Source organism: Holophagaceae bacterium, from assembly GCA_016720465.1.
In the GTDB taxonomy this organism is placed as follows: Bacteria; Acidobacteriota; Holophagae; order Holophagales; family Holophagaceae; genus JANXPB01.
This window is the reverse complement of sequence record JADKKO010000002.1, coordinates 182,617-198,917: the sequence shown is the minus strand read 5'-3', so window position 1 is coordinate 198,917 and position 16,301 is coordinate 182,617. Positions and strand designations below refer to the sequence as shown.

Genomic DNA, 16,301 nt, shown 5'->3' with positions numbered 1-16,301 from the left:
GACTGGGAATGAAAGAGAATCAAGCTGAAAGCAGTTGGGTCTTCAATTGGTGCAGCTGGCCCTGGAGCGAAGCGTCGAGCACCGTCGAGCCCACCTGCACCTTCAGGCCCCCGATGAGCTCCGGGTCCTGTTTTTGGATGAGGCGGATGCTCTTGCCCGTGCGGCGGCCGAGGGCTGAGGTGAGCTGCTTGGCCTGCTGATCGCTCAAAGGCGTCGCGGATACGACCGTGGCCTCCATCACGCCGGCTTTCTTGTCCACCAGCGCGTTGAAGGCCTGCTCGATTTCGAAGATCAGGCCCAGGCGTCCGCCCTCCGTGACCACCTTGAAGAAATTCCCCAGGGTCATGGAGATGCCAGCCTGGCGCATCACGGCGTCGAACACATAGGCCTTTTGGGTGGGCAGCACCAAGGGGTTGGCGATGAGCCTCTGGAGGTCCGTGTTGCCGCGCACCAGCGCGACCACTTCGCTCAATTCGTGTTGGAGGACGACCAGATCGCCGTGCAGGTCCCCGATTTCCACCAGGGCCTTGGCGTAGCGGTTGGCGACGAGGCGGTTGCTCACTGGAGGCCCCCGGCATGGCTGATCTGCTCGATGGCGCGATCCAAGGTGGACGATGCATTGGCGCCCTGAAGCTGGGCTTTCAATTTCTTGGCGGCGCCTTCGGTGGCCAGCCCAGCCACCAGGGCCCGCAGCTCGGCCTCGGCGGCCTTCCGCTGGTTGTCGATATCGGTGCGGGTCTGCGCGAGAATGGCCGCGGCTTCGGCCCGGGCGCCTTCCAGGATGCGCTGCTTCTCGGCTTCGGAATCCGCTTCGGCCTTCTGGAGGATGCCGCTGAGCTCTGCCTGGAGCCCCGCCATCTTGGCTTCCAGCTCGCTGACCTGCGCCTCGCCCTCGGCTTTGTCCTTTTCGGCCTGGTTGAGGCGGTCTTCCAGCTCCTTGGCCCGCGCCTTGAACGCCGAGCTCAGGGCGCCCTTGGTGAGGAAGACCAATCCGGCCGCGAAAATCAGGAAATTGATGACCTTGATGGCGTATTGCGCTCCGGCCCCGAGTTCCATGCCGAACAGCTTGACGGCCGGGCCGTGGTGTTCGCCTTTGTGGACTGCAGATCCTTCATGGGCCGGGTCAACCTCATGCGCCGCGGCGCCCTGCTCATCGGCGCCGTGGCCAGGAGCCGGGCCGTGCTGCTCGGTTTCCTTGGATTCATGGGATTGACCCGCCGCAGGAGGAGCCGTGTGCGCCTGGGCCAGCAGAGCGTTCGGGGCGAGCGCCAGAATCGAGATCAGCGCGCCGGTGATCATCCAGAGAGGGAGACGGGATCGCTTCATGGGTGTCCCTCAGGCTTGTTTCAAAAGGTGCTGGGCCATGGATTCCGCGAGGACATCCACCTGGGACATCAATTCGGCCGATGCCGCCGCCGCCTGGGATTTCAATTGGGCAAGGGACGTTTCACGCTGCGACTGGGCTTGGGTGCGGGTCTGGTCCAGGAGCGCCTGCTTTTCCTTTGAAGCCGCATCAGCCAAGGCCTTGCGGTGGCTGAAGGCCTGGTTCCGCAGATCGCGCAGTTTCGACTGGTAGTCCGCCTGGCGTTCCTCGATCATCGCCAGCGCCAGCGTCTTGGCCTCGGTGCCCGCGCTCATGTCCTTCTCCCGCTGGTCCATGACGGCGACCAGGGGCTTGAAGAAGGTCGCTTTCAAAAAGAAATAGAGAATCGTGACGAGCACCCAGACAACGACCAGTTCCCTCCAGTTGATCTGCATGGGAGCCGGAAGGGCCTCGATAAAGCCCTTGGGCTCGCCCCCCAGCAACCCGAAACTCGCTGCCTGCCATACGATCACAGCTTCCCCCTGAGAGACTGTCGAACTCCTAGGTGGCCTTCCTCGGGAATGCCGCCTGGAATTCACGCGGGAATGAATAGACCCATGCCCCCGCGCATACAGACCTATGAATCTAACAGCAGTCTCCCCAGCGCTCAATTGAAGGTTTTGAGCTTGACGCCCCAGGCCTCCGATGCAAACATTTGGGTTCGGCGATACGGGCGATTAGCTCAGTCGGTAGAGCAGCTGCTTTACACGCAGCATGTCGGCGGTTCGAGTCCGTCATCGCCCACCAGCAATGGTGAAGCACCACACAAGGGGTTGTAGCTCAGTCGGTTAGAGTGCCAGCCTGTCACGCTGGAAGTCGCGGGTTCGAGCCCCGTCAGCCCCGCCAAAAAAAAGCGCCTTCGGGCGCTTTTTTTTGGCGGGGCTGACGGGGCTCGAATATGAGCATTGCTCGCAAGCTGACTCGGCCTGCGGCCTCGCCCCTTCGGGGCCGTCTGCTGCGCAGCCGGTCCTATTCGCTCCGCGAATGGTGCGGTAGCGGAGGGCGCGCGAGCGACTGCAGCGTTAGGGGCTGTTATGCATTGGCCAGTGCTTTTTTGGCCGATGCGTTACAGCTCCTTATGCCGGACGAAGGACGGCTTAAGCCGCGTGCGAGCAATGCCATCGGCCCGAAGCGCCTGCGCCAAACCCGCGACCGAAGGTCGTGGACTCAGTAAATCCAAGCGCGGAGGGGAGCCCCGTCAGCCCTGGTGGGTCGGAGTGAAAAAAGGATGACGGCTGACGGGGCTCGAATATGAGCATCGCTCGCAGGCTGGCCTCGGTCTTTCGGGCAATCTCAGGGCGTTGGCGCCCAGATACACTTGGCGGGAGGTGTCGACCTGAGGAATTTTCCGCATGAAAAATCTCTTTGAAGCGGCCAGAGTCGCAGAACTGAAAGAGCGGATGGCGCGGCTGAAGCCGGATAGCGCGCGGCTGTGGGGCACGATGAATCCTGCGCAGGCCTTGTCGCACTGCTGCCGGGGGATGGAGATGGCGGCCGGGATCATCCTTCCGCCCAGGACCTTGCTGGGGCGGATCATCGGACGGATGGTGAAGCCGATGGCCATCGGGGACGATGAACCGATGCGACGGAATTCGCCGACGGCCAAGGAGCTTGTGGTACGGGATGAACCGGACCTGGAAACGGAACGGATGCGTTTGGGCGCATTGATCGATCGGTTCGCGGCGGTCGGACCGGGAGGTTGCACCACGCACCCGCACAGCTTCTTTGGCCCATTGACGCCCGAGGAGTGGGCCGTGCTGATGTACAAGCACCTGGACCATCATTTGCGGCAGTTTGGCGTGTGATGGCACCAGGCCACGGCCAAAGGACATTTGGAGCCGATTCAAAATCATCACAAGGTATTTCCACCTTCAGGCGATAGACTGAAAGGCTTGGATATCCTATGAAACTCCCCCTCGTCGCCCTTTGCGGACGCCCCAATGTGGGCAAGTCCACGCTCTTCAACCGGCTCACCCGCAGCCGGGCGGCGCTTGTGCACGACCTTCCGGGCATGACCCGGGACCGCAGCTATGGCCGGGTGGCCTGCCTTTCAGAGGAGGGCGATCCGGAAGAAATCTTCGAGCTGGTGGACACCGGCGGCCTGGATTTCGAGGGCGATGACGTCATCACCGCCGGCATCACGCGCATGGCCAACGCGGCGCTGGCCGAGGCCCACGTGGTGGTGCTCCTGGTGGATGGCCACGATGGCTGCACCGCCGGCGACGAGGAAATCGCCCAGCGCCTGCTGCGCCAGGGCAAGCCCGTGATCCTGGTGGTGAACAAGGTGGACGGCATGAAGGGCGGCGCCCCTGACGGCGCCTTCTACGCGCTGGGGTTCGATGAAATCCTCGGCATTTCCGCCAGCCATGGCAGCGGCGTGTCCGAGTTGCTGGAGGCCATCCGCACCCGCCTGCCCTTCCATCGCACACCCGAAGAAGCCGAGCACCACGAGCTGGACGAAGAGCTGCGCTTTGCCATCATCGGCCGGCCCAACGTTGGGAAAAGCTCGCTCGCCAACCGGCTGCTCGGCTACGAGCGCAGCCTCGTGAGCGACGTGGCGGGAACCACGCGGGACACCGTGGACACGGTGTTCACCGTAGAGGACCAGGTCTACCGCCTGATCGATACGGCGGGCATCCGCCGCAAGGGCAAAACCCACGAAGGCGCCGAGAAACTCTCCATCCTGAAGGCCAAGCAGGCCATGGCCCGGGCCGACGTCTCCCTGCTGCTCATCGATGCGGTCGAAGGCGTGACCCACCAGGATGCGGTCATCGCGGGCTACGCCCACGAGGCGGGCGCCGCGGTGATCCTGGTGGTGAACAAATGGGATCTGGTCGAAAAGGACGGCTACACCTCCCTGGCCATGGAGGACAAGATCCGCCAAGACTTGGGATTCCTGGCCCATGCGCCGATGATCTTCATTTCAGCGCTCAGCGGCCAGCGCGTATCCAAGCTCTTCGCCCACATCCGCGAAGTGGCAGCCACCCACGCGCTCCGCATCCCCACGAGCAAGCTCAACGCCTTCCTGAAGGACTGCGTGGATGCCATGAGCCCCCACATGGTCGAGGGCAAGCTGCCCAAGCTCTATTTCATGGTCCAGGTCGGCATGCGGCCGCCGAGCTTCGTCATCAAGACCAACACCGACCGTGGCCTGCACTTCAGCTATGTGCGCTACCTGGAAAACCGTCTTCGGGAAGTGTTCGGCTTCATCGGCACACCCATCCGCCTGAGCATCCAGAAAAAGCAGAAGGGCGACGAAGCTCCGCTTGAAGAAGCCAAGGTGCGCCGCATCCTGGATCCCGGCGAGGGCCTGAAACCAGGCTTCCGGAACGAAGCCTTCCGGGGCCAGAAGGAAGAAAAGGCCAAGCCGAAGGCGAGGCGTAAAATCGCTGAAAAACCAAGGCCCGCCGCCAAGCAGGCTCCGAAAAAAGGCAAGGACCTGCCCCGGAAGCGGGTGCGCCAGAAATCCCTGAAAAGAGGATAAGGAAGAGAAATTTATATTTCTTGCCGCATTCCATTTCGCAGGTATGGTTGGGCCAGTTTTCCGGGATCCCCATGCGCGTTGCGTTGACTGGTCTGATGTGCCTGCTGGCTGGCGGCCTCTGCGCCCAGGACCATCCGGTGCTGATCAAAGCCTCGAGGCTGCTGGATGTGCGCACCGGGAAAATGGTCTCCCCAGCGCAGATCTGGGTGAAGGATGGACGCATCCAAGGCGGCGAAGCGCCTGCGGGCGCTGAAGTCGTCGACCTGGGCGACCGCACGCTGCTGCCCGGCCTGCTCGATTGCCATGTGCACCTCACCATCCGGGCCGGCCTGCCGGAACTCGCGCAGCTCAAGCACTCGAGAGCCCGCCAGTTGATCGATGGCGTGGTGAACGCCAGGAAAGTGCTGCAAGCCGGCTTCACCACCGTGCGGGACTGCGGCAGCGGCACGAATTTCGGCGATGTGGCGCTGCGGGATGCCATCAACAACGGTGAGATCGAAGGTCCGCGCCTCTACGCATCCGGCGGCGCCCTCTCCATCACCGGTGGACACGGCGACACCAATGGGTTCCCTGGGGACGTGCACTTCGAGCAGATCAACCTCGTCGACTCTCCCGCGCAGGCCGTGCAGACCGTCCGCGAATGGCGGAAGCGCGGCGTGGACCAGATCAAGATCATGGCCACCGGCGGCGTGCTCTCGAACCATGACGATCCCGGAGCGCCGAGTTTCTCGCCGGAGGAGTTCCGCGCCATCGTCCAGGAAGCCGGACGCCGCGGCATGGATGTCTGCGCCCATGCCCACGGCGACAAGGGCATCCTGGAAGCCACCCTGGCAGGCGTCCGCAGCATCGAGCATGGTTCCCTGCTCAGCCCCGCCACAGCCGCCGAGATGAAAAAGCGCGGCACTTTCCTGGTGCCCACGCTCTATGCGCTTGAGTCCATCCTGTTGCCGGGCAACCCGCTCCACATCCCCGAAGGCAGTCTCGCCAAAGCGCGCGCCCTGTTGCCCCTGCGCCGTTCAGGCTTCAAGGCGGCGCTGGACGCTGGCGTCCCTGTCGCGTATGGCACCGACATCGGCGTGTTCCCCCATGAGCAGGCGGCCCTCGATTTCCGTTACCTCGTGAGCTATGGCATGACCCCGCTCCAGGCCATCCAAAGCGCGACTGTGACTGCCGCGCAACTGCTTCGCGTGGAGGACCGCGCCGGAACGCTGCAGCCCGGCAGGTGGGCGGACATCATCGCCGTGGATGGAAACCCGCTGGACGATGTCAAGACCCTCGAGCAGGTGCGCTTCGTGATGAAAGACGGTCGGATTTCGAAACGGCCATGAGGGAATCCAAGAATAATTCACGTTTTTTTCTAATCAACTTCTTTATTCAAGAGTGTCCACATATCGATTGAACCTGGATAAAAAACAATTCTCATAAAATTAACAACACTTAACTAGGCCCGGAAAAGTGATGGCGGGAAGGTTGTCTTCGAATCTCCGCTCCTTCTCACAGCTTGGTCCACGGGCACCCGTTCATACATAAGGGTGGCCGGAGTGATCGCAGGCCCGACCCCGCCGCTTTGAGAAAGAAGCGGACCGCAGCCGGGGCCTAAACCTTCCTTCTTTTTAAGGAGTTGCCCATGGCAACGAAAGGCCGTCTCGCAGTTTCCATCCTCACCGCCGCCCTGGCCTCGGGCGCACTTCTCGCTGCCGTGCCGCAGACCGTCGTCGCGCAGCGCGCCACCAACCACCTGATGGCCCAGCGGGCCCAGTTGGGACTGGATGCGGACCACGCCTTTGCGATGCGGTCCATCCAGAAGGACGTCAATGATCTCGACCGCACCCACACGCGCTTCGACAAGCTCTACAACGGCGTCAAGGTCTGGGGCGGCGATCTCATCGCGCATTCCGGCCCCGAAGGCGACATCATCGGGATCACCACGAACCACAAGGAAAAGGTCCGCGTCAATGTGAACCCGACCCTGGGCTCCAACGAAGCGCTGGCCATTGCCCACCACAACCTGAATCCCATGGGCCCCTACGCCACGGAACCCACCGCTGAACTGGTGATCTATCCGATGTCCGTGGATCTCCGCCGTCCGGGCCGCACCCGCGTCGCAGACCTGGACTTGAACGCCGAGGATGTCGTCCGCACGGTCGTCCGGAATCTGCTGGCCTACCACGTCCACGTCGCCCTGGAGAACGGCACGACGGAGACGATCCACCGCGACTACATGATCGACGCCCACTCGGGCCGCATCCTGAAGCAGTGGGATGACCTCCACACCACCGCCGCCGTCGGCTCGGGCAATTCCCAGTACAGCGGCACCGTGAGCCTCGACACCAACAGCACGGCCTCCGGCTTCGAACTGCGCGACATGACGCGCGGCACCGGCGGCACCTTCGGCAACAACGTGGTCACCAACCTGAACCACGCCACCACCGGCAACGGCACCGTCTACTCGAACACCACGAACTCCTGGGGCGACGGCGCCAACTACGTCGAAGGTTCCTCCACCACCGCCGCCAATGGCCAGACCGCAGCGGTCGACGCCCATTTCGGGATCATGTCCACCTGGGACTATTTCAAGAAGGTGCTCGGCCGCAACGGCATCGACGGCACTGGCAAGGCCTCCTACATCCGCGTCCACTACAGCAACAGCTATGACAACGCCTTCTGGTCCGACGCCTGCTTCTGCATGACCTTCGGCGACGGCAGCAGCTTCACCACCCTGACCTCCATGGATGTCGCCGGCCACGAGATGAGCCACGGCGTCTGCGCCACCACCGCGAACCTCACCTACAGCGGCGAGTCCGGCGGCCTCAACGAAGCCAATTCCGACATCCACGGCACCATGGTGGAGTTCTACCGCACCACCCCCGGCGCCACGACGGTTCCCGCCACCGGCGGCAACTGGACCATCGGCGAGCAGCTCTCGGCCACGCCGCTGCGCTACATGTACAAGCCCAGCCTGGATGGTTCCTCCCCCGACGCATGGTCTTCCACCGTCGGCAACCTCGATGTGCACTACAGCTCGGGTCCCTCCAACCGCGCCTTCTACTTCCTGAGCCAGGGCGCCACCACGACCGGCAACACCTCCACGACTTACCTGCCCAGCGGCATGACCGGCATCGGCAACGATCACGCGGCCCGCATCGCCTTCCGGGCCCTCGCGACCTACATGACCTCCAGCACCAATTACGCTGCGGCCCGCACGGCCTACATCAACGCCGCGATCGATCTCTACGGCGCCGGCTCCGCTGAAGAGCAGGCCGTCTGGAACGCTTTCCACGGCATCAACGTGGGCGCGGCCTGGGGCAGCGCGCCTCCGCCGCCGCCTCCTCCCGCCAACACCTTCACGGAAGTTGAAGCCAACAACAGCATCGCCGCCGCCAACGCCGTGGCCCACACCTACACGGCCATCCAGGGCAATCTTTCCGCCACCGGCGACACGGATTTCTTCGGCCTGACCCTGAACCCGGGTGAAAACGTCGCCATCGCCATGACCGGCCCCAGCGGCGTGGATTGGGACCTCAAGCTGATGAATTCCGCCGGCACCCAGCTCGGCATTTCCCAGGGCAGCACCGCCACTGAGAACCTCAGCTACACCAACAGCGGCACCACGGCCATCACGGTCTACCCGAACGTCTACATCTACAGCGGGACCAACGCCACGCCCTACAACCTCGCGCTGACGTATACCGGCGGCACGCCGCCTCCGCCCGCCGACACCCAGGCGCCCACGGCTTCGGCCACCGAGACCGGCACCAGCGGCACCATCACCTTCAATGCCACCGCGACTGATAACGTCGGCGTCACCAAGGTCGAGTTCTACGTTGACGGCGCCCTCAAGGGCACGGACACCACCTCGCCCTACAGCATGACGCTGGATTCCACGACCCTGACCAACGGCACGCATTCCTTGGTGGCCAAGGCCTACGACGCCGCCGGCAACATCGGTTCTTCCACGGCGGTCTCCTTCAGCGTCAGCAACACCACGCCGCCGCCCACCACCTACAACGAGGTCGAGAGCAACGGCACCACCGGCACCGCGAATGTCGTGCCCACCACCGCCACCGCCATCAAGGCCTACATCAGCACCTCCACGGACAAGGACTTCTTCAAGATCACCGTCGGCGCAGGCCGCACGCTGGTCGTCAACATGACGGGACCCGCCAAGGACTACGACCTGTACCTGCTCAACAGCGCAGGCACCACCCTGAAGAGCAGCCTCGGCAGCACCGCCACCGAGTCCGTGACCCAGACCAACACCGGCACCACCACCGCGACCTACTACATCAAGGTCATCGGCTACGCGGGCGCCTTCACCACCACGACCCCCTACAACCTCGCCCTGAGCCGCTAAAGCCCGAGGGAAACTTCCATCAAAAAGGCCGCCTCCGGGCGGCCTTTTTGATTTCCGGCGCGGAGATGGAATTGGCTTCCCCTGCCCTTCACAAATTTTAACAAAACTTCACAAAGCTTAACTTTGACGGGCCTGGGAAAGGCGAGAGCCTGGATATCGCTTCCCCGTTCCTTGCACAGCTTTTTCGCAGGACTTCTCCAGTTGTCTGGCTGCCGAGGTCCGCCGTTTCCCGGATCCATCCTCTTTCAGGAGTGGCAATGCAACGCCGTACCCGAATCCTTTCCATCCTTGCCTCAGCGCTGGTGGCCCTTCCTTCGATCGCCGCCGTTCCCGAACAAGCGCAGGCGCGCAGGGCTGCGGAGCGTTCCGCCAGCGTCCTGGCCTCCAAGCGCCTTGAGCTGGGGCTGGACGACCAGCACAGCTTCACGATGAGGAACCACATCGGCGATGAGCTGGGCCAAGTGCATGCACACTTCCAGCAGTCCTACAACGGCCTGCGGGTCTGGGGCGGCCAGGCCATCACGCATACGGATGCCAATGGCCGCGAACTGCCGATGACCAACGCGCTGCTCCGGAATATCAACCTCAACACGATGCCATCCCTGGATTCCCGCGAAGCCCTCGCGGTGGCCCATGCGCATCTGGCGCCCAAGGGGCCCTATACCGAAGAGCCCACCATCGAACTGGTGGTCTACCCCCAGTCGGTCAACGTGCTTTCCGCCCGCGCGCGCTCCAAGCGCGAGGCTGACATCGATGCCACGGATCTGGAACGGCAGGTGGTCCGGTACCAGCTGGCCTACCACGTCCACGCGGTGCTCCTCAACGGCACGGAAGAGACCCGCAGCCAGGACTACCTGATCAACGCGCACACGGGCGAGATCATCGAGACCTGGAATTCCCTCCACACCTCGGCCGCCAATGGAACCGGTGTGTCCCAGTGGTACGGCACGGTCGCCCTCAACACCAACAGCACCGCCTCGGGCTTTGAGATGCGCGACATGACCCGCGGCACCGGCGGCACCTATGGCAACAACATCACCACGAACATGAACCACGGCACCTCCGGCAACGGCACCATCTACACCGACGCGGACAACGCCTGGGGCGATGGCAACGCCTACGGTTCCGGCACCACCACCTCCACCACGGGCCCCACCGGCCAGACCGCCGCCGTGGACGCCCACCGCGGCCTGCAGGCCACCTGGGACTTCTTCAAGAACGTCTTCGGCCGCAACGGCATCGACAACACGGGCAAGGCCACCTTCAACCGCATGCACTACAGCAGCAACTACGACAACGCCTTCTGGCAGGACAGCTGCTTCTGCATGACCTACGGCGACGGCAATCCTCCCAGCGGCTCCTACGGCGAAGCGGACCTCGATACCGCGGGCCACGAAATGACCCACGGCGTCTGCGCCACCACCGCGAATCTGACCTACTCCGGCGAATCCGGCGGCCTGAACGAATCCAACTCGGACATCTTCGGCACCTGCGTGGAATTCTATGTCCTGGGCGGCGGCGGCACCGGAACCACCGTGCCGGACGCCACCGGCAGCGGCGCGGTCACCGCGAACTACACCATGTTCGAGAACAGCTGGGGCCACCCGGGCCAGGCCTTGCGGTACATGCACAAGCCCAGCCTCGACGGCTCCAGCCCCGACGCCTGGAGCAGCACGACCGGCGGCCTGGATGTGCACTACAGCTCCGGCCCGATGAACCGCTGCTTCTACTTCATGGCGCGCGGCGCCACGACCACCGGCGACACCAGCACTCCCCTCCTGCCCAGCGGCATGGCCGGCATCGGCAACGACAAGGCCGCGCGCATCTGGTACCGCACGCTGACCACCAAGCTCACCGCCAGCTCCAACTACGCCGCCGCCCGCGCAGGCGCCATCGCCTCGGCGCAGGAACTCTACGGGGCCGGTTCGGCAGCGGAACAGGCCGTGTGGAACGCCTTCCACGGCATCAACGTCGGCGCTGCCTGGTCCGGCTCGGCCACGGCCCCGGCCATCACCTCCCAGCCCGCCAGCGTGACCGTCGCGGCCGGCGCCACCGCCTCCTTCAGCGTCACTGCCACCGGCACGGCGCCCATGACCTACCAGTGGCGCAAGAACGGCACCGCCATCACCGGCGCCACTTCCGCCGCCTATACCACCCCTGCCACCGTTTCCTCGGACAACGGCAGCACCTTCTCCGTCGTCGTCTCCAACAGCGCCGGCAGCGCGACCTCGAACAATGCCGTGCTCACCGTCAACTCCACGCCCACGGCTCCAGCGATCACCAGCCAGCCCGCCAGCAGGAGCGTCACCGTCGGCGCCACGGCCACCTTCAGCGTCACCGCCACCGGCACGGCGCCCATGACCTACCAGTGGCGCAAGAACGGCACCGCCATCACCGGCGCCACCTCCGCGAGCTACACCACCCCTGCCACCGTCGCATCCGACAACGGCTCCACCTTCTCGGTGGTGGTCTCCAACAGCGCCGGCAGCGCCACTTCCACCAACGCCACCCTGACCGTCACCAGCGTGCCCCCGGGCACCACCTTCAACGAGGTGGAGCCCAACGACACCATCGCGGCCGCCAATGCCGTCGCTTCGACCTACACCGCCATCAAGGGCAACCATGCGGCGACGGGCAACCCCGACTTCTTCGCGTTGACCCTCGCGGCCGGCCAGAAGATCACCATCAACATGACGGGTCCCACCGGCGTTGACTGGGATCTCGCCTTGAAGAACAGCGCCGGGACCAACCTCGCCAGCAGCACCGGCTCCACCGCCACGGAAAGCGTGAGCTACACCAATGCCGGCGCCTCGGCCGTCACGGTCTACGCCAACGTGTATGTCTACAGCGGCACCAGCGCCACGCCCTACAACCTGGCCCTGAGCTATGTGACGCCTCCGCCCTCGGTCACCTACAACGAAGTGGAAGCCAACAACTCCATCGCCGCGGCCAACGCGGTGCCCGACGCCGCCACCAAGGTCGTCGGCTACATCGGCAGCTCCACGGACAACGACTACTTCAAGGTGAACGTTGGCGCGAGCCGGACCTTGAACGTGAAGATGACCGGACCGACGGGCACCGCCTACGACTACGACCTGTACTTCTACAATGCGGCGGGCACGCAGCTAGCCAGCGGCACGGGCTCCACCACCACGGAGAACGTCTCCTGGACCAATGGCGCCACCGCCACCACGGTCTATGTGGCCGTCAAGCGCTACAAAGGATCCAGCACCACCACGCCCTACAACCTCACTGTGACCCGCTGAGGGATCTGAACGACGAAAGGGCCGCCCGCGAGGGCGGCCTTTTTCGTTTGTGCGGGAGCGCCCCCTTCGTAAACTCAGACCATGCGCATCCTCGTGGTCGAAGACGAACCCAAGACCGCTCACCACCTGGAGCGGGGCCTGCGGGACTCGGGCTTTGAAGTCGAGGCCTGCGCGTCGGCGGAACAGGGGCTCCTCGCCTGCGGACAGCGCGGTTTTGATGCCCTGGTGCTCGATGTGATGCTGCCAGGGATGAGCGGGCTGGAGATGGTCCACCAGCTCCGGAGTTCGGGTGTCGCGACGCCGGTGCTCTTCCTGTCGGCCAAGGACGCCACCGAAGACCGGATCAATGGACTCAATGAGGGCGGCGACGACTACCTGGTGAAGCCCTATTCCCTGCCCGAGGTCGTGGCCCGGCTCCGGGCCCTCCTGCGCCGCGGCGGCCAGACACTGAACGCCCAGCGCGTCCAGGTCGCCGACCTGCTCTGGGAGCCTTCCAGCCGCCGCATCAGCCGCATGGGAAAGCGCATCGACCTCACGCCGAAGGAATACGCCCTGGCGACCCTGCTGCTGAACCACCAGGGCGAGGTGGTTTCCCGCAACCAGATCATCCAGGCGGTCTGGGGCCTGAGCACCACCGTGGATGGCAACAGCGTGGATGTGCAGGTGCTGCGCCTCCGGAAGAAACTTGACGATCCCTTCGAAACCAAACTCATCCGCACTTTGCGGGGCGTCGGAATCGTGCTGGAAGCCCCGGACGCGTGAGCCGATGAACCGCCGACCCCACAGCGGTTCGCTGCTCCGGCGCCTCCAGGTGAGCTTCGCTCTGGCCACCCTGGCGGTGGTGGGCCTCCTGGCCGTCTTCATGGACATGGCCCTGCGGCGCAGCTTCGAATCCGAAGATGCGATGGTCATGGAAGCCCAGGCCGAGGCGCTTTCCCGCCGCGGCGCCGCACGGAGGCTCCAGGCCGGGGATCCCAACCGGCGGCCGGAAAAGGCTGACTGGCGGCTGTTGGACGCGGAAGGCCATGTGCTGGCCCAAAGCGCGGGGATGGAAAAACTTCCCGCCCTGTCCTGGCCGGCCGAAGCGCCAACCCCGATGGAAACCAGGGCCTCCAATGGCGAGGTCTTCTCGATCCTGGTCCGCGCCATTCCTGAAGGCACGCTGCAACTGGCCATGGATCGGAGCCACGAACAAATACTGGTGGCCGGATTCCGCCGCACCCTGGGGATCGCCATCGGCCTTGCGGCCCTGCTGGCGGCGCTGCTGGGCCGCTGGGTCGCCATGCGGGGCCTGCGTCCGCTGCACCTGATCGCCGCCGAGGCGGAAGACATCGACCCCACCCGCCTGGACCGGCGCCTCCATAGCGAGCAGTTCCCGGAAGAATTGGGCGAGCTGGTGGAGAAGATCAACGGCACCTTGGCCAGGCTCCAGGAAGCCTTCGACCGGTTGGGGCACATGGCCTCCGAGCTGGCCCACGAACTGCGCACGCCCTTGCAGAACCTCAGGGCCGAGGTGGAGGCGCTGTTGCTGGGCCCGGAGGATGCGGATGCCTCCCGGGAAGCCCTGGGTTCCGTGCTGGAGGAATGCGACCGCCTGGCGCGGCTCATCGAACAGATGCTGTTTCTGGCCCGCAGCGAAGACCCATCCACGGTGATCGAAAGGAAACCGGTGGACCTGCCCGCGCTTTTGCAAAGCGTCGCCGATTTTTTCGAGGCCGAGGCCGATGAGTCGAGGATCAGCCTCCGCATGGAAGTGGCTGCGGGCCTGGAGACTCGCGGGGACGGGCCTCTGCTCAAGCGAGCGCTCCACAACCTCACCGCCAACGCCCTGCGCCACACGCCCGCGGGCGGCAGCATCCTCCTGGGCGCAAGACCTGCCCCTTCGGGGATTCAGCTATTCATCCGGGATAGCGGCGACGGATTGCCCCCCGAAGTGCTGGCGCGCCTCGGCGAGCGCTGGGTCCGGGGCCCGGGGCCAAGGGGTCCAGGCCTGGGAATGGGCCTAGCCATCACCAAAGGCATCGCGCAATTGCATGGGGGCAGGCTGCACGTGGAAAATCTGCCCGGCGGTGGCGCGGAAGCGAGCCTCTGGTTGCCGGATTAATCCGACACCAACACGCGCGCATGCTCCAGGGCTTCAGGACGATCGGGGTGGCCGGAGAGCAGCCGCGCCAATTCGCGGAGCTTCAGGTCGCCATCCACCCAGGCGAGCTCGCTGCGCGTGCGGCCGTCTTCGGTGGATTTTTTCAGAAGGCCGTGGTGGTCTGCACGGGAGGCGACCTGGGCCAGATGCGTGACGGCGAGAACCTGGTGCCGCACTCCCAGCGCCTGGATGGCCGCGCCCACTTCCAGCGCGGTTTCGCCGCCGATGCCGGCATCCACTTCATCGAGCACCAGCGTCAAGGCAGGGGCGCCGTTCCCCTTGCGCAGCGCGATGCCCGCGCCCAGCAGCGACAGCATCAATCGGCTCAGCTCGCCGCCCGAGGCGATCTTCGCGAGCGGCCGGAACCCCTCGCCGGGATTGGATTCGATCCAGAAGGCCACCTGGCTGAATCCCTGCGGGGCCACGCGCACGGCGATGCCCTGCTGGAGAACGGGGCTCCCCGGGTCCTCTGACAGCGAGAGCCGAACCTGCACGCGCGCGCCCTTCATGCCCAGCTGCGCGAGCCGGCGGTGCACCTCGGCTTCCAGCTTCGCCAGGGCGCCGGCGCGGAGCTGGTGGAGGGATTCAGCCTTGCTCCGATAGCCTTCCGCGGCGCGCTTCAAGGCCTGCTCCAACTCCTCGATGCTGGCTTCGCCGCCCAACAAGAGCCGTTGTTCTTCCCGCAGTTCTTCCGCTTTTTTAGCGAGGTCCTCGGGTTCGCAGTGATGGCGCCGCGCCTGTTTTTCATAGGCCGCGAGCCTCGTCTCCAGCGCATCCAGGGCATCGGCGCCCCGCTCCGCGAAATGGACCGCCTGATCCTGGGCCAGGGCCTGAAGGTCCTCCAGCTCCAGCAGCAGGGAGCGCAGGCGGTCCAGTTGATCCTGCGCCGCGGGCATCACCATCGCCGCCCGGGCCACGGCGCGGCTTGCGGTCTCGGCCTCGGGGATGACGATGCGCAAACTGTCGGCGGCTTCACGGAAGGCTGCTTCCAATTGAACGCCATGCCGCAGGGGTTCCCGATCGGCGCGGAGTTGCGCCCACTCGCCGGGTTTGGGCGCGAGGGCCGACAGCTCCGAAAGGTGGTCCGAAAGTTGTTCCAAGCGGCGGGCCCGGTCGGCTTCGCTGCGCCTCCGGGCTTTCAGCGCGCCCTCGGCTTCGCGCACAGCAGCGACTTCGCCATCCAGTTTCGCCTCGATGCCCAGGACCTCATCGAGCAATACAAGATGCCGGTCTTCCCCCAGTAGGGATTGGTGGTCGTGCTGGCTGGTGAGGCGCATCCAGATGCGGCCGGCCTCCTTCATGTCCGCCAGGGAGCAGGGCGCGCCATTGATCCAGGCCCGGGAACGCCCGGCGGCATTGACTTCCCGGCGCAGCACCACGGGATGCTCTTCCGGCAGGCCGTGCTCGTTCAAAAATTTCAGCCAATCCGCGCCGTTCTCCTCCACCACGCCTTCCACCATCGCGCGGTCCGCTTCGCGGCGCACGGTGTCCGCGTCGCCCCGGGCGCCCACCAGCAACGCCAGCGCGTCCACCAGCAGCGATTTCCCCGCGCCGGTCTCCCCCGTGAGCACCGTGAACCCCGAAGCGAGGTCCAGCGATAGATCTTCCACCAGGGCCAAATTCTTGATGCGAAGCGAAGACAACATGGCACAAGGATACCGTTATTCCGCATTCAGACTGGCCAAGCGAGC

Annotated in this window: 11 protein-coding genes and 2 tRNA genes; 9 read left to right on the top strand and 4 right to left on the bottom strand. The window is 64.8% G+C overall.

The genetic code is table 11. The features are described 5' to 3' along the window. Nucleotides 1-19: 19 nt before the first annotated feature. The 3 genes from atpH to IPQ13_05225 are packed head-to-tail and all read right to left on the bottom strand — an operon-like array spanning nt 20 to nt 1,836. Complete coding sequence (gene atpH, locus IPQ13_05235) at nt 20-562, bottom strand: ATP synthase F1 subunit delta (GenBank protein ID MBL0210301.1); 543 nt, start codon at nt 560-562, stop codon at nt 20-22. Continuing rightward, nucleotides 559-1,326 carry an ATP synthase F0 subunit B gene (locus tag IPQ13_05230; protein MBL0210300.1) on the bottom strand — a complete coding sequence of 256 codons (768 nt, stop codon included), beginning with the start codon at nt 1,324-1,326 and terminating at the stop codon, nt 559-561. The genes atpH and IPQ13_05230 overlap by 4 nt, the downstream gene beginning before the upstream one ends. 9 nt (nt 1,327-1,335) lie before the next feature. After that, nucleotides 1,336-1,836 carry an ATP synthase F0 subunit B gene (locus tag IPQ13_05225; GenBank protein ID MBL0210299.1) on the bottom strand — a complete coding sequence of 167 codons (501 nt, stop codon included), beginning with the start codon at nt 1,834-1,836 and terminating at the stop codon, nt 1,336-1,338. Between the two features lie 198 nt (nt 1,837-2,034). Between IPQ13_05225 and IPQ13_05220 the strand changes: the two genes are divergently transcribed. From IPQ13_05220 to IPQ13_05180, 9 genes are all read left to right on the top strand, one after another. Further along, a tRNA-Val gene (locus tag IPQ13_05220) sits at nt 2,035-2,110 on the top strand. A 22-nt stretch (nt 2,111-2,132) separates the two neighbouring features. After that, nucleotides 2,133-2,209: transfer RNA gene (locus IPQ13_05215), tRNA-Asp, on the top strand. A 506-nt stretch (nt 2,210-2,715) separates the two neighbouring features. Next, nucleotides 2,716-3,168, top strand: coding sequence for a DUF1569 domain-containing protein (locus tag IPQ13_05210; GenBank protein ID MBL0210298.1), 453 nt, complete (start codon nt 2,716-2,718; stop codon nt 3,166-3,168). A 98-nt stretch (nt 3,169-3,266) separates the two neighbouring features. Further along, a complete protein-coding gene (gene der, locus IPQ13_05205; GenBank protein MBL0210297.1) occupies nt 3,267-4,847 on the top strand; it encodes a ribosome biogenesis GTPase Der in 1,581 nt (526 codons plus the stop codon). 71 nt (nt 4,848-4,918) lie between these two features. Next, nucleotides 4,919-6,175, top strand: a complete 1,257-nt coding sequence (locus IPQ13_05200) for an amidohydrolase family protein (GenBank protein ID MBL0210296.1) — start codon at nt 4,919-4,921, stop codon at nt 6,173-6,175. Nucleotides 6,176-6,474: 299 nt separating this feature from the next. Then, complete coding sequence (locus tag IPQ13_05195) at nt 6,475-9,201, top strand: M4 family metallopeptidase (GenBank protein ID MBL0210295.1); 2,727 nt, start codon at nt 6,475-6,477, stop codon at nt 9,199-9,201. 257 nt (nt 9,202-9,458) lie between these two features. After that, nucleotides 9,459-12,467, top strand: a complete 3,009-nt coding sequence (locus IPQ13_05190) for a M4 family metallopeptidase (protein MBL0210294.1) — start codon at nt 9,459-9,461, stop codon at nt 12,465-12,467. 81 nt (nt 12,468-12,548) lie between these two features. Continuing rightward, on the top strand, nt 12,549-13,229 hold the full coding sequence (locus IPQ13_05185) for a response regulator transcription factor (protein ID MBL0210293.1): 681 nt from the start codon (nt 12,549-12,551) through the stop codon (nt 13,227-13,229). A gap of 4 nt (nt 13,230-13,233) precedes the next feature. Next, nucleotides 13,234-14,571: a hypothetical protein gene (locus IPQ13_05180; GenBank protein MBL0210292.1), complete on the top strand. Its 1,338-nt coding sequence runs from the start codon at nt 13,234-13,236 to the stop codon at nt 14,569-14,571. On the opposite strand, the gene IPQ13_05175 is transcribed toward IPQ13_05180, so the two are convergent. Next, complete coding sequence (locus IPQ13_05175; protein ID MBL0210291.1) at nt 14,568-16,256, bottom strand: DNA repair protein RecN; 1,689 nt, start codon at nt 16,254-16,256, stop codon at nt 14,568-14,570. The genes IPQ13_05180 and IPQ13_05175 overlap by 4 nt on opposite strands. Between the last annotated feature and the right edge of the window lie 45 nt (nt 16,257-16,301).

Coding starts and splice junctions, on each gene's coding strand:
- IPQ13_05190 (MBL0210294.1), top strand. CDS start 9,459: ATGCAACGCCGTACCCGAATCCTTTCCATCCTTGCCTCAGCGCTGGTG.
- IPQ13_05180 (MBL0210292.1), top strand. CDS start 13,234: ATGAACCGCCGACCCCACAGCGGTTCGCTGCTCCGGCGCCTCCAGGTG.
- IPQ13_05185 (MBL0210293.1), top strand. CDS start 12,549: ATGCGCATCCTCGTGGTCGAAGACGAACCCAAGACCGCTCACCACCTG.
- IPQ13_05230 (MBL0210300.1), bottom strand. CDS start 1,326: ATGAAGCGATCCCGTCTCCCTCTCTGGATGATCACCGGCGCGCTGATC.
- IPQ13_05195 (MBL0210295.1), top strand. CDS start 6,475: ATGGCAACGAAAGGCCGTCTCGCAGTTTCCATCCTCACCGCCGCCCTG.
- der (MBL0210297.1), top strand. CDS start 3,267: ATGAAACTCCCCCTCGTCGCCCTTTGCGGACGCCCCAATGTGGGCAAG.
- IPQ13_05175 (MBL0210291.1), bottom strand. CDS start 16,256: ATGTTGTCTTCGCTTCGCATCAAGAATTTGGCCCTGGTGGAAGATCTA.
- IPQ13_05210 (MBL0210298.1), top strand. CDS start 2,716: ATGAAAAATCTCTTTGAAGCGGCCAGAGTCGCAGAACTGAAAGAGCGG.
- IPQ13_05200 (MBL0210296.1), top strand. CDS start 4,919: ATGCGCGTTGCGTTGACTGGTCTGATGTGCCTGCTGGCTGGCGGCCTC.